This window comes from Bacteroides reticulotermitis JCM 10512 (genome assembly GCF_000517545.1).
Classification (GTDB): domain Bacteria; phylum Bacteroidota; class Bacteroidia; order Bacteroidales; family Bacteroidaceae; genus Bacteroides; species Bacteroides reticulotermitis.
In genome coordinates this window covers 81,346-101,850 of the sequence record NZ_BAIV01000012.1, presented here as the reverse complement: position 1 = coordinate 101,850, position 20,505 = coordinate 81,346, and the positions used below count along the sequence as shown (strand labels likewise).

The window sequence follows — 20,505 nt, the reverse complement described above, 5'->3', positions numbered from 1 at the left end:
TATCATGGAACATCCCGAAAATAGCGAAGCATACAAAGGACTTGTTGTCAATAAAGGTATTGAGCAACCCTCGTCCGTTAATCCCTATTTGAAGCGGAAACCGAAGAAACGCCTCTTGTCGGCAGCCGAGTTTGTAGAGGGCATCGTGAAAGGTGATATCACCATTCTAAGTCAGGCAGTGACCTTGGTAGAAAGCGTGAAACCCGACCATCAAGTCATCGCTCAGGAAGTTATCGAGAAATGTTTGCCCTATTCCGGCGATTCCATTCGGATTGGCATCAGCGGTGTTCCCGGTGCGGGAAAAAGTACATCGATCGACGTATTTGGACTGCATGTGCTCGAGAAAGGCGGAAAGTTGGCCGTACTAGCCATCGATCCAAGCAGCGAACGCAGCAAAGGAAGTATCTTGGGAGACAAAACCCGTATGGAGCAACTTGCCGTGCATCCCAATTCTTTTATTCGTCCGAGTCCCTCGGCCGGCTCTTTGGGCGGAGTAGCCCGTAAAACTCGTGAAACCATTATTCTTTGCGAGGCTGCCGGCTTCAATAAAATATTTGTTGAAACCGTAGGAGTAGGGCAGAGCGAAATAGCTGTTCACTCCATGGTCGATTTCTTTTTGCTTATCCAGTTAGCCGGTACCGGTGATGAGTTGCAAGGTATCAAGCGAGGGATCATGGAGATGGCTGACGGAATTGTAATCAACAAAGCCGACGGTGATAATCTCGAACGGGCTAAGTTAGCCGCAACTCAATTCCGCAATGCATTGCATCTGTTCCCTCTTCCCGATTCGGGTTGGGCACCTAAGGTGATGACCTATTCAGGTTTCTATAATATAGGTGTGAAAGAGGTGTGGGACATGGTTTACGAATACATCGACTTTGTGAAAGACAATGGGTACTTTGAGTACCGGCGTAACGAGCAGAGTAAGTTTTGGATGTACGAGAGTATCAACGAACAGCTGCGCGACAGTTTTTATAACAATCCCCAAGTTGAGGCTTTACTCAGGGAAAGAGAACAACAAGTTTTACAAGGGAATCTGACCTCCTTTGTAGCTGCCAAAAGTCTGCTCGACACCTACTTCGAAGATTTGAAGAAATAGTAAATCACACCCGAGGTTTTCTTGTAACTGCCTGCGGGTCGCATTCTGAATAGCAGTTACTTTCAAGTAGTTTCATGCCTATGAGAATTTTGTTTCATAGGCATGAGAAAAAAGTTTCATCACGGTGAGAAAAAAGTTTCCTCGGTATGAAACAGTTGCTTCTTCTACTTCTTTAGGAAAGATACAAGGCAGTTATAACTCTTTCCCTGCCTTTTCGAAGTCGGCTCTCGACTTACTTTGTGTTACGATATATACACCTAAGAATACCAAAGCAATGGCAATTCCCTTTTGCCAGCCAAAGCTTCCGATACCCATAATAACAGCGGCAATCGTTGCTACAATCGGTTGCATATAATTATACATGCTTACCACCGTTGGGCGAAGTAACTTCTGAGCAGTCATAATGCAGAGATAAGCTAGGAAGCTACCACCTAATACCACATAGAGCACTTCGACAATTGCAATTGTCGGAACAGAGGTCCAGACGATGGCCGATATATCCTGATAAGAGAACGGTATATAGCACATGGAAGCATAAACAAACATCCACTTATTAATGGTGACAACCGAATATTGTTGGGTGAGTCCCTTGAACACCGTCAGGTAAATGGAGAAGCTGATCTGCGCTACCAAACAAAGTAGGTCGCCTATGAGGTTACCATTGCCACCACCAGCCATCTGGCTGCTTAGGATAAGCGTAAGTGCGCCCAAGGCACCGACAAAGATACCCAATACCTTTTTGTTCGTAATTGGTTCTTTGAGGTAGATAGCGGCCACAATCATGGTGACGATTGGCAAAGTGGTTGTTACAATCGACGCATCAATCGGAGAAGTCATCGATAATCCGAAGATAAACACCCCCTGATTGAAGACCAGGGCAAAAAGAGAAGCAAAGAAAATCTTCAGCATATCCCGGTGACTTACATGTTCCTGTTTAAAGAACGCCGAGAGAAGCCAGAAAGCTGCTGCTGCTCCCACCATGCGAAACGTGGTAAGGGAGATAGGGGAAAACTCTTGGAGAGCCGACTTGCCAATAGGAGCCATCAAGCCCCACATCACGTTTGCAAGAAGTGCAAACAGATGTCCATGCATATTTTTACTTTTATCCATGTTCAATAATACCTATAACTAATAACACCTAATCTTGAAAACGGTTGCAAAGGTAGTCTTTTATTCTGGTATTTGTGCAAATTGACGAGTTTACACGCTTACTCTCAGAAAAAAAGAGGGCACTTTTCCCAGTGATACTTGCTTTAAACTTATTCGGACAAATTCTTTGCCTTGATAGAAAGCCAGCCGGTTCTCTGTCGGATTGGGAATGCCGGGTTTGTCTTTGGTCTTATACGCCCGGCAAACTACTCTTTTGTCGATTGTCTATTGAATAAAAACCAAACAGGGTCTTAATATTCCTTTATTCTTTTTGATTATCCTCATAAACGCTTTATCTTTATGCAATCAATGTTCTTGATTATCTACGGTAATCTCTAAAATGAAACTTATGGAACTACAAGCCAACTTTATCCGTCGTATTGAAATACAAGGTCTCTGGGGGCGATTTAATATCGCCTGGGACTTGCGGCCCGATGTGAATATACTTTCCGGTATCAATGGAGTCGGAAAAACAACCATCCTCAACCGTTCGGTCGATTATCTGGATCAGCTTTCGGGAGAGATGAAAAGCGATGAGAAGAACGGTGTACGCCTTTTCTTCGATAATCCCGAAGCGACTTTTATCCCCTACGACGTGATTCGGAGTTACGACCGTCCTTTGGTGATGGGCGACTTTACAGCCCGCATGGCGGACAAGAACGTGAAATCCGAACTCGACTGGCAACTCTATCTGCTTCAAAGACGCTATCTTGACTACCAAGTCAATATCGGTAATAAAATGATCGAACAGCTCTCCAGTTCCAATGAAGAAGAACGTCGCGAGGCTAACAATCTTTCGATGTCGAAGCGTCGTTTTCAGGATATGATCGACGAGCTTTTCAGTTACACCCGCAAGAAGATAGACCGGAAGCGGAATGAGATTGCTTTCTATCAGGACGGCGAACTGCTGTTCCCCTACAAACTCTCTTCCGGTGAGAAGCAGATGCTCGTTATCCTGTTGACTGTACTTGTGCAGGACAATAGCCACTGCGTGCTCTTTATGGATGAGCCGGAGGCTTCGTTGCACATCGAATGGCAACAGAAACTGATATCCATGATTCGGGAACTGAATCCTAACGTGCAGATTATACTGAGTACGCATTCACCTGCTGTTATCATGGAAGGCTGGCTGGATGCGGTGACGGAGGTGAGTGATATATCAGTGCCCGCGGCAGGAGCGGCCTCTTCGCATAAAGTGGAGAAGTAGCGATCGGCTGAAAAGAAGTTAATGAACACTATGGACAATCATCGCACGCGTAATACAAGCCGGAAAGACGTTTTATCACCTACTCCCCCAACGCAGGGAGGAGGGAAACGTTTGTCCTCTTATTTGAGTTCTTCTTATTTTAATGCTGCCGACAAACTCTACTCCAAGAAAGTACGAAAACGTATCATTGCCTATGTAGAGAGTTACGACGACGTGGCTTTCTGGCGCACGCTGCTTGAAGAGTTCGAGAGTGAGGACTATTATTTCCAAGTGATGCTTCCTTCGTCCACTTCGCTGGCGAAAGGGAAGAAGATGGTTTTGATGAATACGCTCAATACGGAGAATCTGGGAAAGAGTATGATTGCCTGCGTGGACAGCGATTATGACTTTCTCTTGCAGGGGGCGACCAAAACATCTCAGAAGGTAAATCGAAACCAGTATGTATTGCAAACGTATACGTACGCTATTGAGAATTACCACTGCTTTGCCGAAAGTCTGCATGAAGTGTGTGTGCAGGCAACCCTGAACGACCGTTCGATCCTCAATTTCGAAACGTATCTGCGGCGGTATTCCGAAATTGTATATCCGTTGTTTCTTTGGAATATCTGGTTTTACCGGCAGCAGGACACCAATACTTTCCCGATGTATGAATTTCATGCCTGTACGGGCTTGAGGGATATAAGTCTCAGGTATCCGGAACGTAGTTGGATGCGGTGCAACAACAGGTGAATAAGAAGCTGGCCGAACTGAAGAATAAGTTTGCTTATCTGATCGATAAGGTCGACGGTTTGCGAGCGGAGGTTAAAGAATTGGGGCTAGTGCCCGAAAGTACTTATTTATATATGCAAGGCCATCACGTGATGGATAATGTAGTCTTGAAACTATTGAACCCCGTTTGTACCGTTCTGCGGCGTGAGCGTGAGGAGGAAATAAAAAGGTTGGCCGAGCATGAAGAACAATATAGAAATGAACTGACCAGCTATCAGAATAGTCAGGTAGATGTAGAGATTATGTTAAAGAAGAACATGGCCTACAAGAGGCTCTACCACTATGAATGGTTGCGGGAAGATGTTCATGAGTTTTTAACAAAATAGAAGTTTTATCTTAATTTATGGAAGAAGTAGTAGACACAGTAAGTATTGCATTAACAGGTAAAGAAACACAAGAACTAGGGAGTGCCCTGATGAGGGAGGTCAACCACGGATTGGTTAACATCGGAATGGAAGCTTCCTGGGCAGATAAAATAGACAATTTAGTAGTTTTGGTATGTATTATCGGAGTTGCTCTGTTGGGGAATGTCATTTGTCGGCGTATTCTTTTGCAGGTAGTGGCCCGATTGGTAAAAAGGACGAAGGCAACTTGGGACGACATCGTGTTCGATCGCAAAGTGCTGACGCACGTGAGCAACATGGTTGCCCCGATCCTAATCTATATTGCCATTCCCATTGCTTTCCCGGAGCATACGGATTCCGGACTACTCGACTTGTTCAGACGACTCTGCCTGATTTATATCATAGCGGTTTTCCTACGATTCATCAATGCGTTAATGATCGCTGTTTATCATGTGTATAGCGTCAAAGAACAGTATAAGGATAAACCGTTGCGCGGACTTTTGCAAACGTTCCAAGTAATACTCTTTTTCATCGGAGCGATTATCATTATAAGTATCCTGATCAAGAAAGATCCGGTTGTGTTGCTCACCGGTTTAGGAGCTTCCGCCGCGATTCTGATGTTGGTATTCAAAGACAGCATCATGGGCTTTGTGTCCGGTATTCAACTTTCGGTTAATAACATGCTGAAGGTGGGCGATTGGATAGCGATGCCCAAATATGGTGCGGATGGTACCGTGATTGAAGTATCACTGAATACCGTGAAAGTTCGGAACTGGGATAATACCATTACCACCATACCACCCTATCTTTTAGTTAGCGACTCGTTCCAGAACTGGGAGGGGATGTCGACTTCCGGTGGACGTCGTGTGAAGCGTTCGATCAACATCGATATGACGAGCGTATGTTTCTGTACGCCGGAAATGCTGGCGAAGTATAAGAAGATCCAATTGCTTACGGAATACATTGACGGAACGGAAGAGATGGTGGATAAATATAACGAAGAGCATGGCATCGACAACTCGGTGCTGGTGAATGGACGCAGACAAACCAACCTGGGTGTGTTTCGGGCGTATTTGAACAACTATTTGAAGAGCCTGCCCACGGTGAACCATGAAATGACTTGCATGGTGCGACAGTTGCAACCTACCGAAACCGGTATACCTTTGGAACTCTATTTCTTTTCCGCAAATAAGAACTGGGTACCTTATGAAGGGGTGCAGGGCGACGTGTTCGATCATGTGCTTGCCATTATCCCCGAATTCGGATTGCGTGTGTTCCAGAACCCGACAGGAGAGGACTTTCGGCAGATGGGCATAAAGAATATGAATTGATTGGGTGATAAATATTCGCACAGAGCAAAATAAAAGGAGGGAAGAAGTCGGCATCGAGCCTGTCTTCTTCCCTCTTGCTATATCTTATAGCTTGCCTGCAAAGATTCTACTAGATCCGCTATCCGTTTAAAACATTATTGATCGCTTCTAGCTCTTCGCTCGAGAAGTCTGTCTGCTGAATCCCTTTCAGGTTGTCTTTCATCTGTTCCACCGAACTGGCTCCGATAATGACAGAAGTCACGCTGTTGTCTTTCAATATCCAAGCCAAAGCCATTTCCGCCAGGGTTTGTCCACGTTGTCCGGCTAGCTGATTGAGTCTCTTTATTTTGAGCAAGACCGCTTCGGTCAGTTGTTCCTGTTTGAGGAAACCACCCAAGGCAATGCGGGAGTCTGCCGGAATACCGTTTAAATAACGGTCGGTCAATAAACCTTGCGCTAATGGAGAGAAGGCGATGAAGCCGGCTCCCTGTTCCTGAGCTTGTTGCAACAAGCCCTCTTGCTCCGGTTCGCGGTTGAATAGATTGTAACGCCCTTGATAGAGAAGGCAGGGGGTATCTCTCTCCTTCAGATATTGGTAAGCAAACGCGGCTGCCTCTTTCGGATATTTGGATATACCGACATAAAGCGCTTTCCCTTGGCGAACGATGTCGACCAAGGTTTGCAGGGTTTCTTCCAACGGTGTTGCCGGATCGTAGCGGTGTGAATAGAAAATATCGACATACTCCAGATTCATCCGTTTGAGACTTTGATGCAGGCTACTCATCAGGTATTTGCGCGATCCCCAATCGCCGTATGGCCCCGGCCACATATCGTGCCCTGCCTTGGTTGAGATAAAGAGTTCGTCGCGATAGGGCATGAGCGACTTCTTCATAATCTGCCCGAATGTTTCTTCCGCCGAACCGTAAGACGGTCCGTAGTTGTTGGCGAGGTCGAAGTGGGTGATGCCGCTGTCGAAGGCAAAGTGTGCCATCCGAATGCTGTTTGAGAAAGGATTCACATCGCCGAAGTTGTGCCATAAACCGAGTGAGACTTCCGGTAGGAGTATGCCGCTTTTGCCGCAGCGACGGTATTTCATTCCGTTTGTGTACCGGTCTTCTTTGGGAGAATAGAGTGGATGAATCATATGATTAGATGTTATTATTCGGCTTCTAAGTTAGATAAAAAAGAGCAATGGGGCGGGGTACTTGAATGAAAAAAGCTATTAGCTTATCGGAATAAGCTAATAGCTGGCTAATTTTAGTGTAAGTCGTGACTTTTACGAACGATCGTTCATTATTTGGCGTCTCCTTTGCATTCGATATCGGTTGCCAAGGTGATGTAGTTCAATACAGAACTACCGTCAAGCAATGCTTTCTCAGTTTGTGATGTTTCGGTTGTCAGACATTTGCCTTTGCCTGTAACAAGCGTATTGTAGAGTTTTACTTTAGTTCCGGCACGTAAACGAATACCTTGCTTGGAACCACCATTACCAATTAATGTCAGATTAGATAATATCGGGCAAGCCACCGGCGTTGCGTCGAAGTTCTTACCGTTGTTGTCACACTCCAGCAAACAGTCGCAGTCGTAACCCAAAGTGCTTTCAGCTTCTTGATAAGCAACAAGGAATTGTCCTTTACCATTCCAACCTTCTGTCCAGTCGAAAGAGTCGTCGCTACAGCTGGTAGCAACCATGTGTTTGATGTTCACCGAACCACCGAAGAATTCGAAGCCGTCGTCCGAACCTTTGTAAGCCTGAAGGTATTCTACTGTAGTACCGTTACCCACTCCGTAGAACGAAACGCCGTTGGCTTCGTGCTCTTCGTCAAATGCGTATCCGGTATATTCCAGACGGATGTATTTAAGTGTACCCGAGTTGTCGGCATCATTGCTACCACCATATGGAGCGCCGCCTATTTCCGATTGACCTTTTCCACCTACTACATTGGTATGTGCGTATCCGCAGATGTGGATACCACCCCAAGCTCCGGCTTCTTTCTTCTGTGAAGTCATGACGATCGGTTTGCTGGCTGTGCCTACCGCATTGATCTTGCCACCTTGTTTGATTAAGATGTAGTCTACCACGTCATCGTCTTTGGCTACAAGGGTTACACCTTCCTGAATGGTGAGCGTAATTCCGCTGTTTACGATATATTCACCGCTCAAATAGTATTTGGTGTTGGCGGTCAATGTCTTATTGGCTTTGAGTTCTCCCTGAAGTACTTCGGCGGATTGCATATCCGATTCGTTAGCTCCTCCGATTTCGTTCTTTAGCGTCCATCCGGCTGTCCAGTCATTGTTTGTCGGCACAGCACCACGATATTGGGCTGTTTCAAAGAAAGCCGCGTCAAGAGTCTTAGCATCGAATCCTCCGCTGATTGTACCAACATATAGATTGGTGAATGCTGAGGCGAAGCTGTGGTTAATCACATTGTTGTTAGCGACTTTCGTAAATTCAGCCGAAGAATATTCAGTTTTGTTTTCTTGCGGAATCTCTACTTCTGGATCGTCACTATCACTACATGCAGTGCATAAAGTCATTGCAGCGATTGCCGCCATTGATGCAAATTTCAGATTGAATGTTTTCATACTTTTAATTGTGAAAATGAATACTTCTATAGTTTATAAGTAAATCCTACTTCGATACCGGTGCCTTTCTTGAAGCGTTCTACTTCAAGCTCTTGTCCGGTTTTGATAATCTCTTGTTTGAATATGATGTCTTGATTCAACAGGTCTTTCAATTGCAGTTTCAAACTGAAGTGCTTGTTGATCTCGTAACTTCCTACGAAGTTCAGCGTATGTACGGCCCGTTGCTTCACATCTCCCAAACCGGATATTCCAACGGCGTGAATGCGGGGACCTTGTACGTTGTAAAGTAAGGCTAAAGCCAGTTGGTTGTTGTGACGGATTTGCGGCGTATAGCTAATGTCCGCGTTGACGAGGTAAGGAGATGCTCCTTGCAAAGAGCGTTCGGAGTTTGTATAAGATCCTCCTTCTTCAGGCAACTTGACATTGGTGTACATATACGTTCCGTTTACTCCGACGCGTAGGTTGCGCATTACTTCTCTGCGGATCTCCAACTCAACTCCGGCTGCGAATCCTGTGTCGGCATTCTGGAAAGAGTGTACGGCTGATCCTCCGGCCAACATCTGAATGCGTTCGATCGGGTCTTCCAGTATCTTGGCATAGCCGGTTACGGCAAACAGGTTGTTGCTGTTATTACTGTCATAGAGCTCATAACGCAAGTCGGCGTTGTAATTGTATCCGTTCTTTAGGTCGGCATTACCACGTATCTGCGCCGAACCGTATGACTCTTGGTAGAGGAAGGGGGCCATTTCGATAAACGAGGGGCGTGTGATGGTTCTCGAGAATGAGAATCGCAGGCTGTTATCTTTATCGAATGTATATTTCAGGTTGAGTGCAGGGAATAAATCGTCACTCTTCAATTCGCTTCTTTTAGCTTGTCCACCGTCGGTGTAGTAATCTACCCATTGCTCGCTCCGTTCATAACGTATTCCTAAGTTAACGAGTAATTGGCGGATCGGATAATATTCCGTTTCAAGAAAGCCCGCATATATTGAATTTCCTGCCTGATAATTGTCTTTAGGCTGTTGGTTACGGTTGATAACGAGCGTTCCGTTAGCTACATTCTCTTGATTTATATATCCGTCTGTGCTGTAGATGTCGCTTATTTCAGGATATAGTTTGCTTAGGTTGTAGTAGAAGCGACTGGAACTATAATCACGCTTCTTGTCTTTGTACGTGAGCCCAAAGCGAAGTAAGTTTTTCTCTTGGAATTTATAACTGCTGCGTACATCTGCCACCCATTCGTCTTCACTCAGGCTACCGAAATAACGCATGGTCTCTTGTTGGTTCAGTTTGAAGAGTTTCAGGTTGCTTCCGTCTTTCTCAAACATGATCTGGCGTCGGTCGGGTTCATCGCTTCCGGTTGTGCTATACGATCCGCTCCAGTTGATATCCCACTGCTTGCCGAATTCATGATGTCCGTTCAATTGGTGGTTTTGCAGGGTATAGATATGTGTCACCCCGTTACTTCCTATTAACTCATGGCTGTCGTAGTCTACTCCTTCGCGACGCATATACGTGTCTATCGCATTTCGTGCATAGAAGAATGTATATCCGATGCGGTCTGCCTGGCGTAAGGTATAACCAACGTTGGCCAAACCGGCAATCTTCAATTCGGTAGCGTAACTGTTGTAATCGAAGCGGTTGATGGTGTTACCTCCTGCTTCCAAGGTACGTACGTAAGCGTTCTCCATGCTTTGGATGTCATTTCCTACGCCTAGCGAACCTAGTATGCTTAACCGCTGGGAAGCGATATTCCAACTCTTTCCGAATCCGATGTTACCGCCAAACTCGGGTAAGGCACTTTTCTTCTTCACCTGAAAAGAGGTGTTGAATATGTTCTTGGTCTTCACATACGACTCGAACTCTTGTTTGTCCATGTCCAACGCACGTTGGTCTACGGAAGGATTGAAGAACAGCGATTTCTCCCGATCCATTGAATAAAAGTCTTTGAAGAGCGTATTGAATTTACCGCCTACGTTGAAGTCGACAGAGAAGAAGTCGGTTCCCGCATTTTCCTTCGTGCTGATATCGATGTGTGCTCCCGAGTAATCGGCGAATGCACCTGCTTCGTATACTTTGCTGACTGTGATATTCTTCACGGCCGATGAAGGGAACAGATCCAATGGAATCAGTTTATTGTCCGGGTTGGGTGAAGCGATGGGAAGTCCGTTTAGGGTTGTGGTGCTGTATCTGTCACCTAGTCCGCGAACAATGAGTTGTCCGGCATCGGCGATGGATATGCCTGTTATCTTCTTTACACCATCCTGTACGTGAGATATTCCTTTGAGACTCATCTCTTTCGCACCCATGTTCTCAATGGCAAGGGTGGCTTGCTGTCTTTCCAGCATAAGCATCTTTTCGCCTTCCAGGTTCTTGCGTGCCGTAACCGTTACATCACCAAGCGTGTGTACATCGGTCTCCATTTCAAAGTCAATTGTAGTATCAGAACCAATCGTTACCGTTTGTTGGATGGTTTTATAACCTACGTATTTAACCTGAATGGTATAGGTGTTGCTTTTGGCATTACAGCTATACTTACCATCGAGGTCGGCTACGACTCCAATCTGTGTTCCTACCAACTGTATGATAGCTCCGGTAAGAGGTTCTCTGGTTTGTTTGTCAATGATCGTTCCTTTAATAACTCCCGCTGCAACCTCAAGGGTAAAGAGAAGCAGTAATAGGCAAATGGAAATTTGTTTCTTCATATTTTGCTATGTTTCTTAAGACGATGCAAAGTTGAGAAGGAAACGTTACGTTGATGATAAGGAGCTGATACACTTTGCTTACATATGTATTACATTTCTGTGTATACGCGACTGGAGGCTTCTCGCCGATAGAGCTCTTTCGTTACTATATAAAAATGTAGACGCGTGCTAGCTTATGCTAGGCCGTTTTTTAGGTCGTTGTCATAGTTGTGACAGTTGCGTACACTGTTGCGACACGGTGTTGAAACAGTGTGTATCTTATTAAAAGAAGGATAGCGATTGAGCATAAAAAAACGGTCCGGGAATAAAACTCCCGAACCGTCTTCATATATAGAGGAATGTCGTGCGATTATAAACCGAAAGACAGTTTGTCGATTGATTGGTATACAATACTTGCAATACCCAAACCAATGATGCCTAATGTACAAAGTGCCAAACCTAGCTTCGTGTAATTGTCACTGCGGAATGTCGGAATTGGATTTTCCGATGGAGTGATATACATTGCTTTCACAATAAGCAAGTAGTAGTACAATGAGATTACCGTGTTAACCAATGCGATGAATACCAATAAATGGAATCCGGCATCGAAGGCAGCATGAATATAAAGAACTTCGAGAAGAAGCCTGCGAACGGAGGAATACCGGCTAGCGAGAATAATGCTATAGTCATCAGGAAAGATAACTTCGGGTTCGTCTTATATAGTCCGGCGTAATCTTCGATTGCAACCTTCTTACTTCTGAGTTCAATAATGGCGATGATGCCGAATACAGCTAAGTTGGCAACTGCATACACCAATACATAATATACCAGTGAAGTCATACCCAGTGCCGTACCTCCGATAATACCGAGCAAGATGTATCCTGCTTGCGAAATACTGGAGAAAGCCATCAGACGCTTGATGTTCTGTTGACGTACTGCAAAGATATTGGCAATTGTGATTGATGCGATAGCAATCCAGAAGAGTACTTCTTGCCAGTTGGCAATCATCGGTGCGAACACCTTGATCAGAAGAGTCAGCAGAACGAAAGCTGCCGATCCCTTAGAGATCACACTCAGATAAGCTGTCACAGTAGTCGGAGCGCCTTCGTAAACGTCGGCCGTCCAGAGGTGGAAAGGCACGAGCGAGAGCTTAAAGGCCATACCTGTGAAGAAGAATACAAATGCCATGATCTGTAAAGGACTTCCATTGATAAAGCTCGGTAGGTCATCGAAGTAAAGCGTACCTGAGGTTCCGTAAATCATAGACAAACCAAACAGAAGCAACGCACTGGAGAACAATGCTGATAAGATGTATTTCGCACCGGCTTCTGCTGAGTTATGACGGTATTTCTCGAAAGCAACTAAAGCTGCCATCGGAATAGAAGCTGTTTCCAAACCGATAAAGAACATCAGGAAGTGTCCGGCAGAGATCATCAGATACATACCCAACAATGTAGAAAGGGTCAATACATAGAACTCACCTTGCTTAAACGAGGTGTCGTCGCGTTTCAACCATTCATGTGCCATCAAGAATACGATGATCGTACCTACGTTTAATACGGACTTAATGACTGTGTGCATGGGTACGTAGTGGTACATGCCACCGAAAAGATCGGTTGCCGTACCCGGTATCAAATTGATCGCTGTGTGTATAACCAATAAGATTACCGGTAGCATTGTGTACCATGCAGGGATCCCTTTGGGCTTACGAGAGTCCGGGGATACGAAGAGGTCTGCCAAAAATACGATTACCAGAACGGCAATGAGCGACAGCTCTTCTCGCATATATAGAAATTGTGAATAATCCATTTTTTTATAATTAAGAATTATGAATTAAGGAATCAGTTGAGAAACAACTGGTAACACACTATCGCCGATCATATTGCTTATCCAGAAAGGAAGTAAACCCAATCCGGCTACACAAACAATTAGACAGATTACAGCTACACGCTCATCCCAAGTCGCGTCGGTCAGTTCCAAGTGATGCTTGTTTGTACAAGTACCATACAGAATCTTTCCTACCAAACGGAGGATATAAACCGCTGTAATCACGATGGAAGAACATGCGATAACTGTAAGGGTACGGTGGAATGCATCTGCATTCTGGAACGAACCTACAAAAATCGTCATTTCAGCAATGAAACCACTCAGTCCCGGCAAACCGAGATTGGCGAGTCCGGCGATAACATAACATATACTGAGGAATGGCATCACTTTCATTAATCCCGATAATTCGCGAACGTCACGTGTATGTGTACGTCCGTAAATCATACCGATAAGCGCAAAGAACAAGGCTGTCATCAAACCGTGTGAAAGCATCTGGAGGATAGCACCTGTTGCAGCAGTCTGATTTAGCATCAGGATTGCGAAAAGTACCAATCCGCAGTGTGACACGGAAGAATAAGCGTTGATGTATTTCAAGTCTGTCTGTACGCAAGCTGAGAAAGCACCGTAAACAACAGAAATACCTGTTAGGATCAGGAAGATCCATGACAGTTCGTTAGCAGCTTCCGGCATCAGATAGATTGCGATGCGGAAACATCCGTAACCTCCCAGTTTCATCAATACTCCTGCGTGAAGCATGGATACGGCAGTCGGAGCGGAAGCATGACCGTCGGGGCTCCATGTGTGGAATGGGAATAAAGCGCCAAGTACACCGAAACCTAAGAAGGTAAGCGGGAACCAGATGCATTGTTGTCCAAAAGGTATATTGTTTAAATGAGCAATTTCAAGCAGGTTCATGGTTGTTGCTCCTGAACCGAAATAGATTCCCAGAATACCGATCAGCAAGAAAGCCGAACCACCCATAAGCATAAGGGTTAGTTTCATCGCTGAGTATTCTTTACGTCCCGATCCCCAAACACCGATTAGCAGGTACATCGGAATCAACGCTATTTCGTAGAACATAAACATCGTAAACAAGTCGATGGAGATAAAGAACCCGAATACACCCATGGAAAGTAAAGTAAACCATAGGAAATATTCTTTGGTGAGCGGTTGCAAACGCCAAGAAGCGAAAGTACCGGTGAACACGATGATGGCGGACAACAATAGCATGGCTACCGAGATTCCGTCTACACCTACCGAATATGCTATATTGAGTGGTGCGTACCAAATTGTGTCCGCGCGGAATAGCATCTCTGCTGCGTTTCCGGCACTACGTTCTCCCAAGTAGAGGAATGTGAGTACAACGGAGGCAATCAGAAGTGCCGTTGAACCGATAACCATAACCCCCCGGATCGCTTTGATTCCTCGGACGGCCCAGAGCGCGGCTAGCATCAGCAAGGGGATAAGTACAAAGATTGATAAGAAATTCATATCGTTCTGTCTTTATAAGATTAATAGTAGGATAAGCGCAAGTGCTCCGCAAAGGAATACATACGCATATTGTTGCACTTGTCCGCTTTGCAAACCACGAATCTCATCGCTTGTGGTATTCGTAGCCCAAGCAAGGAAATCGAAGAAACCATCTACTACATGGCGGTCAAACCAAGCAATAGGAGCAGAGATGCCGCGGAAAATTATCTTGTGCGTGATGAACTGGTATACTTCATCGATATAGAAACGGTGTGAAGCTGCCGAATGCAGTTTCTTGAAACGTTTCGCTAACGAGTCTGCTACCGGTTGCTTAGCGCCCTTATACATCCAAGTAGCAACTGCGATCGAGATAATAGCAATAACTACACTTGTAATTGCGACTTGTGGGTCGAGGTGGATGGAATAAGACTCTCCGTTCGAACTGATGAAGTGACCGAATGGAATAAATCCGGCTACACAAGTTACGATAGCTAAGAATATCAATGGGAAGGTCATAGCCAACGGACTCTCGTGTGGAGTATGGTGTCCGTGTCCTTCGTGTCCGGCTGCCGTACGGCTAGCAGGTTCACTTCCCCAGAAAATACCATAATAAAGACGGAACATATAGAATGCTGTCATAGCAGCGATAACTGTCATAATCCATCCCATTGCCGGACTAAATTGGAAGCAGGCTGCCAGAATCTCATCTTTCGAGAAGAAACCGGAGAATGGAGGTATACCTGCAATCGCAAGACAAGCAATAAGGAATGTCCAGTGTGTGATTGGCATGTATTTCCGTAAGCCACCCATGTCAGACATTTCGTTCGAGTGTACAGCGTGGATAATGCTACCGGCTCCTAGGAAGAGCAAGGCTTTAAACATAGCGTGCGTGAACAAGTGGAACATGGAAGCCATGTATCCTAATCCACCATGATGGGGATCAGCAGATGTACATACACCTAAAGCTACCATCATAAAGCCAATCTGCGAAATAGTCGAGAAGGCTAGTACGCGCTTAATATCTGTCTGTACGCAAGCAATGCTCGCGGCAAAGAGTGCGGTAAATGCTCCTACCCAGCCAACAATATGCAAGGTGTCCGGGGCATAGGCGATAAACAGCGGAACATACGGGCTACCAGATATACACCGGCAACAACCATAGTAGCTGCATGGATCAATGCACTGACCGGAGTCGGGCCTTCCATTGCATCCGGTAACCAGATGTGCAACGGGAACATGGCACTCTTACCGGCACCACCGATAAACATCAGTCCCAAAGCCAAAGGTAGCATCGAAGCACCACCGGTGATTAAGGACATCGTATCCGGAGTGAAGCCGAATGTACCGCCATAGTATCCGTAAATAAGAATACCGATCAGGAAGCCTAAGTCAGCGAAGCGGGTTACAATAAATGCTTTCTTTGAAGCTGCCACTGCTTCCGGCTTCGTATAGTAGAAACCAATCAGCAGATAAGAACTGACACCTACCAATTCCCAGAAAAGGTACATTTGGAAGATGTTTGTTGCAACCACCAGCCCAAGCATTGACATGGTAAATAGCGACAGAAAAGCGTAATAACGTTGAAAGCCCTTTTCACCTTTCATATAACTGAAAGAGTAAATATGTACCATTAATGATACGGTGGTGATTACGATCAACATCATTACAGATATAGGATCGAGCAAAATGCCCAAATCGAAATGTAATGTCTCAGTAAAAGGAAGCCACGTAAAGTTGTAAGGCATTAGTGTGGCGAATGTACCGTCTTCCAGGCGCGGGGCCGTGAAGTATTGAAAAGCGGTGACGTACGAAAGTACGGCTACTGCTCCCAGTACTAGCGTACCGATAGTACCTGCTGTCCGGTGTGACATCCATTTACCTCCGATTCCTAGTATTAGGAAGGAAAGGAAGGGAAGAAGGAGTATCAGGATTGTTAGTTCCATACAAATTATTTTAATAACTTATTATTTATTCTTACTTTATATCCATCCGGATTAAATCCGGCATTGATTATCTCACCGTTACCATTTCAAACCATCCAGGTTCCGAACTTGGATGTTGCGCAGGTTTCGGTAAATGTTAATCATAATGGCAATGGCTATCGCAGTCTCCGCAGCGATATAGCGATGGAGAATAAAGCGAAGAAATGCCCCTCCAGTCCTTCCGGAAAGAGAAAACGATTGAACACAGCGAAGTTTATATCTGTAGCGTTCAGCATTAACTCTATAGAAATCAGGATGGCCAGCGTATTTCGGCGGGTGAAGAATCCGTAGATTCCCGCAAATAACATGATGGTAGATACTACCAAATAATATTCCATGTGTATCATATTCAAATTCTATATTTGACGGTTAATACTTGATTCTATCTTTTACGGGCAATCATAATACCTCCGACGATACATGCCAACAACAAGATGCTGACTGCTTCGAAAGGCAATACGTAGCCGTACTTATCACTACTCAATAGCGCATGTCCGATGGAGTGAATGCTTATCTCTTGCGGAAGCAGGTTACCTGTTTGCAGGAACTTATGCTTGAGAACGACAAATAAAACAATCGCTGCACCGATAATGACCGTGAACAATCCGGTCAGCAACCTGCTACGTTTCAGCCGTTCGGCACGATCGCTTTCTCCACTGGTAAGCAGAATAGAGAACACATAAAGCACGACGACACCGCCGGCATAAACTATCACTTGAACAGACCCTAGGAATGTATAACCCAGCAGGAAATAAATGCCGGCTGTGCCGAAAAGCACAAAGAGCAGATATGTCGCTGAGCGTACAATACGCTGAGTCGTCACCGTCATAATGGACATCATAATAATAAATGCTGCCAGAAAGTAGAATACTACCGTTTGAAGTGTTGATTCCATATCTAATTTTCTTTTTTCTTTTCAATTACTTTACTACCTTCATGGTTAAGCTTCAAAAGGAGCTTTGAACGGTCGAAAACGGCTTGCTCAAAATCTTGGTCGAACGTGATCGCATCATGCGGACAAGCGTTGACACAGAGCTGACAGAAAATACAAGAACCTAAGTCGTACTCATACTTAGCAAGTATTTTCTTCTTCTTGCCTTCCTCTGTTTCGATCATTTCACTAATGATCGTGATCGTATCGTTCGGACATGCTGTTTGGCATAATCCACAAGCAATACAACGATGCTCGTTATTCTCGTTATGGGGCATGGTCAGCGAACCGCGGAAACGGTCGAACATTTTCAGTTCTTTCCGGTTTTCGGGGTACTGTTCGGTTACCTTCTTGCGAAAGTATACCTTAATGCTTGTCTTCATACCCGTCATTAAGGTGCTGATGCCGTGCACCAACCCACCTAAATACGTATATTTCTGATCTTTATATTCCATAATTATTTAATTAGAAGTGCAGTCCGAAAGCAACACAAAGTGCCATCAGAAGTAGGTTTGCCATAGAAATAGGAATCAAATATTGCCATTCCAGTTTCAGGATTTGGTCGATACGCAAGCGTGGGAATGTCCATTTGATCCACATGAGTAGGAATACGACAAAGAATGCTTTGCCGAAGAACCAGATAAAGCCGGGGATATAATCCATGATCGCGTTGAATCCATCCAGACCAACCACATGGAAAGGCATCCAGCCTCCAAGGAAAATAGTGGCAGCTACACTCGCTACAATGAATAAGTTCAGGTATTCAGCCAGGTAGAAGAAACCGAAGTGCATACCGGAGTATTCTGTATGGTATCCGGCTGTCAATTCACTTTCCGCTTCGGGAAGGTCGAATGGACCACGGTTACATTCAGCATTACCGGCAATCAGATAAATGATAAAGGCAATAACGGCAGGAATATGTCCTTTGAAAATAAACCAGCCATTAGCTTGGCTTTCTACTACTTGAGAGAATTGCATCGTTCCCATAAGTACAACCATCGTCATGATGCTCAGTCCAACAGACAGCTCATAGCTGATGATCTGTGCACCGCTTCGCATGGCACCAATCAAAGAGAACTTATTATTACTACTCCATCCGGCAAGCAGAATACCTACTACTCCAATGCTGGAAGCAGCTAACAAGAAGAAAACTCCTACGTTAAAGTCCAGAATCACTGCTCCTTTATTAAAAGGAAGACAGGCAAATGTGAGGAACGAGGCGATAAGAACCATGAATGGAGCCAGCCCATAAAGGAAACGGTCGGCATTCTTTGGTGTGAAGATTTCCTTCGTAAGCATTTTGAGAACGTCGCAAAGAACTTGAATGGAACCCCATTTACCTACACGGTTGGGACCGAGTCGGCACTGGAAGAACCCACAAACTTTACGTTCCATGTAGATCAATATGATAGCCAGGATGGCGTACAGCGCAATAATGCACACACCGATAACCACACATTCTATAAAAATGGCTAAACCCTCTGACATAACAGAGGTGAGTAGCGCATGTATCCAGTTTGTTACTATACTAAAGTCGAACATAATTTTATCTATCAATATCAGGTACTATATAATCCAATGTTCCGCCGATAGCAATCAAGTCGGCAATCTTAGTTTCCCGGCAAATAGTGTCAATAGCAGCTACAAGCGGCAAACCGGTAGAGCGGTAGTGTAGACGATAAGGTGTCTTATCTCCATGACTCTCAAGGAATACGCCAAATTCTCCGCGGCTACCTTCTACAGCAGTGTAATAACGGCCTTCAGGAACACGGATAATCGGTTTCATTTTCTCTTGGTAGGATCCTTCCGGAATATTGTCTATCAATTGTTCTATGATTTTCAGACTTTCCATAATCTCGTCCATGCGGACCAGATAGCGGGCAAATGAATCACCTTCTGTATAAAGATTTCTTTGAAGTCGACTTTGTCATATACACCGTAAGGTATTCGCTTACGAACGTCGCAAGACCATCCCGAAGCACGTCCCGTACCTCCGGTGCAACCGAAAGAAATGGCATCTTCGCGGCTTATGATTCCAACACCTTTCAAACGAGTCTGGGTGATAATGTTACCGGTGAATATATCATGATATTCGTGGATAATACCGCGCAGATATGGAATGAATTCTTTTACCCGTTTTACAAAGTTCGGGTGAATATCTGCCTGTACGCCACCGATGGTGTTATAGTTCTGTATCAAACGTCCGCCTGTTGTCTCCTCAAAGATATCAAGGATCCGTTCGCGATCACGGAAACCATAGAAGAAAGCAGTCAATGCTCCCATATCCATAGCCAAACAAGCGTAGTATAGCAAGTGAGAGTCTATACGTTGCAACTCATCCATAATGGTACGGATGTATTGTACGCGTTCGCTAACCTCAACTCCCATTGCATTCTCAATACACATACATAGTGCATGACGATTTTGATGAGCTCCTAAGTAGTCAAGACGGTCGGTTAGTGCCAGTGTCTGTGGGTAGGTCAGGCTTTCATTCATCTTTTCAATACCTCGGTGGATATATCCACAGTTGGCATCGATTTTACGAATGGTTTCGCCTTCAAGTGATACGCGGAAGCGCATTACACCATGCGTTGCAGGGTGCTGCGGTCCGATATTAACCACATATTCTTCTTCTCCGAAAAGTAGTACCGATTTGTCTTTGATAGTACCATCCGAGTTCAGTTCTATTTCTGTCGTTGTATCTTCTACGACTTCGTTATCCATACGAAGCGGATTGTCTTTTTCCGGATCGTTGTCTTTACGCATCGGATAACCTACCCAGTCATTGCGCAGATATAAACGACGCATATCGGGGTGGCCGATGAAGACAATGCCATAGAAGTCGAATACTTCTCGTTCGTAGAAGTCTGCTATTTTCCACAGGTCAGTTACTGATGGAAGTTCGGGCTTTTCGCGATCTAGTGTCGCGGTACTGATAGCTGTACGTTCACCGGTTGCAGTGGATTCCAGGTGGTAAACTACCCCTAATCCGCGAAGAGTCTCCGGTGTGTCTTTTTCGTCAGCCGTTCCCCAGTCCATACCGGTAAGGCTTACGAGAAAGTCCATCTGCTTTTCGTTCCGTAAGCGTAGCATTTCATTATGTAGTGCCGACGGTTCTATAAAATGTATTTCTTGCATAAATTTTAGT

General features: G+C 45.0%; 11 protein-coding genes and 5 pseudogenes. 4 read left to right on the top strand and 12 right to left on the bottom strand.

Annotation, left to right across the window (positions count from 1 at the left end):
* The first annotated feature begins 4 nt into the window (after positions 1-4).
* Complete coding sequence (gene meaB, locus JCM10512_RS08960) at positions 5-1,099, top strand: methylmalonyl Co-A mutase-associated GTPase MeaB (protein WP_044162328.1); 1,095 nt, start codon at positions 5-7, stop codon at positions 1,097-1,099.
* A 192-nt stretch (positions 1,100-1,291) separates the two neighbouring features.
* On the opposite strand, the gene JCM10512_RS08955 is transcribed toward meaB, so the two are convergent.
* A complete protein-coding gene (locus JCM10512_RS08955) occupies positions 1,292-2,209 on the bottom strand; it encodes a DMT family transporter (RefSeq protein WP_044162327.1) in 918 nt (305 codons plus the stop codon).
* A 388-nt stretch (positions 2,210-2,597) separates the two neighbouring features.
* Here JCM10512_RS08955 and JCM10512_RS08950 point away from each other — a divergent pair, with 388 nt between their 5' ends.
* The 3 genes and pseudogenes from JCM10512_RS08950 (at position 2,598) to JCM10512_RS08940 (ending at position 5,898) form a co-directional block, all read left to right on the top strand.
* Positions 2,598-3,455 (top strand): AAA family ATPase, encoded by an 858-nt coding sequence (locus JCM10512_RS08950; RefSeq protein ID WP_044162325.1) that lies wholly within the window; start codon positions 2,598-2,600, stop codon positions 3,453-3,455.
* A gap of 111 nt (positions 3,456-3,566) precedes the next feature.
* Positions 3,567-4,549, top strand: a pseudogene (locus JCM10512_RS08945) (DUF4435 domain-containing protein).
* 17 nt (positions 4,550-4,566) lie between these two features.
* Positions 4,567-5,898: a mechanosensitive ion channel family protein gene (locus JCM10512_RS08940; protein ID WP_081741263.1), complete on the top strand. Its 1,332-nt coding sequence runs from the start codon at positions 4,567-4,569 to the stop codon at positions 5,896-5,898.
* A 118-nt stretch (positions 5,899-6,016) separates the two neighbouring features.
* On the opposite strand, the gene JCM10512_RS08935 is transcribed toward JCM10512_RS08940, so the two are convergent.
* The 11 genes and pseudogenes from JCM10512_RS08935 to JCM10512_RS08885 form a co-directional block, all read right to left on the bottom strand.
* Entirely contained in the window at positions 6,017-7,021 is a 1,005-nt protein-coding gene (locus tag JCM10512_RS08935) for an aldo/keto reductase (RefSeq protein WP_044162323.1), read from the bottom strand.
* A 149-nt stretch (positions 7,022-7,170) separates the two neighbouring features.
* Entirely contained in the window at positions 7,171-8,463 is a 1,293-nt protein-coding gene (locus JCM10512_RS08930; protein ID WP_052517155.1) for a beta-helix domain-containing protein, read from the bottom strand.
* A 26-nt stretch (positions 8,464-8,489) separates the two neighbouring features.
* Positions 8,490-11,168 (bottom strand): TonB-dependent receptor, encoded by a 2,679-nt coding sequence (locus JCM10512_RS08925; protein WP_044162321.1) that lies wholly within the window; start codon positions 11,166-11,168, stop codon positions 8,490-8,492.
* A 349-nt stretch (positions 11,169-11,517) separates the two neighbouring features.
* Positions 11,518-12,956, bottom strand: a pseudogene (locus JCM10512_RS08920) (NADH-quinone oxidoreductase subunit N).
* A gap of 24 nt (positions 12,957-12,980) precedes the next feature.
* Positions 12,981-14,465 carry a complex I subunit 4 family protein gene (locus tag JCM10512_RS08915; RefSeq protein WP_044162319.1) on the bottom strand — a complete coding sequence of 495 codons (1,485 nt, stop codon included), beginning with the start codon at positions 14,463-14,465 and terminating at the stop codon, positions 12,981-12,983.
* A gap of 12 nt (positions 14,466-14,477) precedes the next feature.
* Positions 14,478-16,387, bottom strand: a pseudogene (gene nuoL, locus JCM10512_RS08910) (NADH-quinone oxidoreductase subunit L).
* A gap of 78 nt (positions 16,388-16,465) precedes the next feature.
* Positions 16,466-16,773: pseudogene (gene nuoK / locus JCM10512_RS08905) on the bottom strand (NADH-quinone oxidoreductase subunit NuoK).
* A 35-nt stretch (positions 16,774-16,808) separates the two neighbouring features.
* Entirely contained in the window at positions 16,809-17,321 is a 513-nt protein-coding gene (locus tag JCM10512_RS08900; protein ID WP_044162317.1) for an NADH-quinone oxidoreductase subunit J family protein, read from the bottom strand.
* Positions 17,322-17,323: 2 nt separating this feature from the next.
* Entirely contained in the window at positions 17,324-17,812 is a 489-nt protein-coding gene (locus tag JCM10512_RS08895; protein ID WP_044162315.1) for a 4Fe-4S binding protein, read from the bottom strand.
* Between the two features lie 10 nt (positions 17,813-17,822).
* Positions 17,823-18,899 (bottom strand): NADH-quinone oxidoreductase subunit NuoH, encoded by a 1,077-nt coding sequence (gene nuoH, locus JCM10512_RS08890; RefSeq protein ID WP_044162313.1) that lies wholly within the window; start codon positions 18,897-18,899, stop codon positions 17,823-17,825.
* A 4-nt stretch (positions 18,900-18,903) separates the two neighbouring features.
* A pseudogene (locus JCM10512_RS08885) lies at positions 18,904-20,495 on the bottom strand (NADH-quinone oxidoreductase subunit D).
* Between the last annotated feature and the right edge of the window lie 10 nt (positions 20,496-20,505).

Bases quoted from the DNA above. Each gene is read 5' to 3' on its own strand.
- meaB (WP_044162328.1), top strand. From the start codon at position 5: ATGGAACATCCCGAAAATAGCGAAGCATACAAAGGACTTGTTGTCAAT.
- JCM10512_RS08955 (WP_044162327.1), bottom strand. From the start codon at position 2,209: ATGGATAAAAGTAAAAATATGCATGGACATCTGTTTGCACTTCTTGCA.
- JCM10512_RS08950 (WP_044162325.1), top strand. From the start codon at position 2,598: ATGGAACTACAAGCCAACTTTATCCGTCGTATTGAAATACAAGGTCTC.
- JCM10512_RS08940 (WP_081741263.1), top strand. From the start codon at position 4,567: ATGGAAGAAGTAGTAGACACAGTAAGTATTGCATTAACAGGTAAAGAA.
- JCM10512_RS08935 (WP_044162323.1), bottom strand. From the start codon at position 7,021: ATGATTCATCCACTCTATTCTCCCAAAGAAGACCGGTACACAAACGGA.
- JCM10512_RS08930 (WP_052517155.1), bottom strand. From the start codon at position 8,463: ATGAAAACATTCAATCTGAAATTTGCATCAATGGCGGCAATCGCTGCA.
- JCM10512_RS08925 (WP_044162321.1), bottom strand. From the start codon at position 11,168: ATGAAGAAACAAATTTCCATTTGCCTATTACTGCTTCTCTTTACCCTT.
- JCM10512_RS08915 (WP_044162319.1), bottom strand. From the start codon at position 14,465: ATGAATTTCTTATCAATCTTTGTACTTATCCCCTTGCTGATGCTAGCC.
- JCM10512_RS08900 (WP_044162317.1), bottom strand. From the start codon at position 17,321: ATGGAATCAACACTTCAAACGGTAGTATTCTACTTTCTGGCAGCATTT.
- JCM10512_RS08895 (WP_044162315.1), bottom strand. From the start codon at position 17,812: ATGGAATATAAAGATCAGAAATATACGTATTTAGGTGGGTTGGTGCAC.
- nuoH (WP_044162313.1), bottom strand. From the start codon at position 18,899: ATGTTCGACTTTAGTATAGTAACAAACTGGATACATGCGCTACTCACC.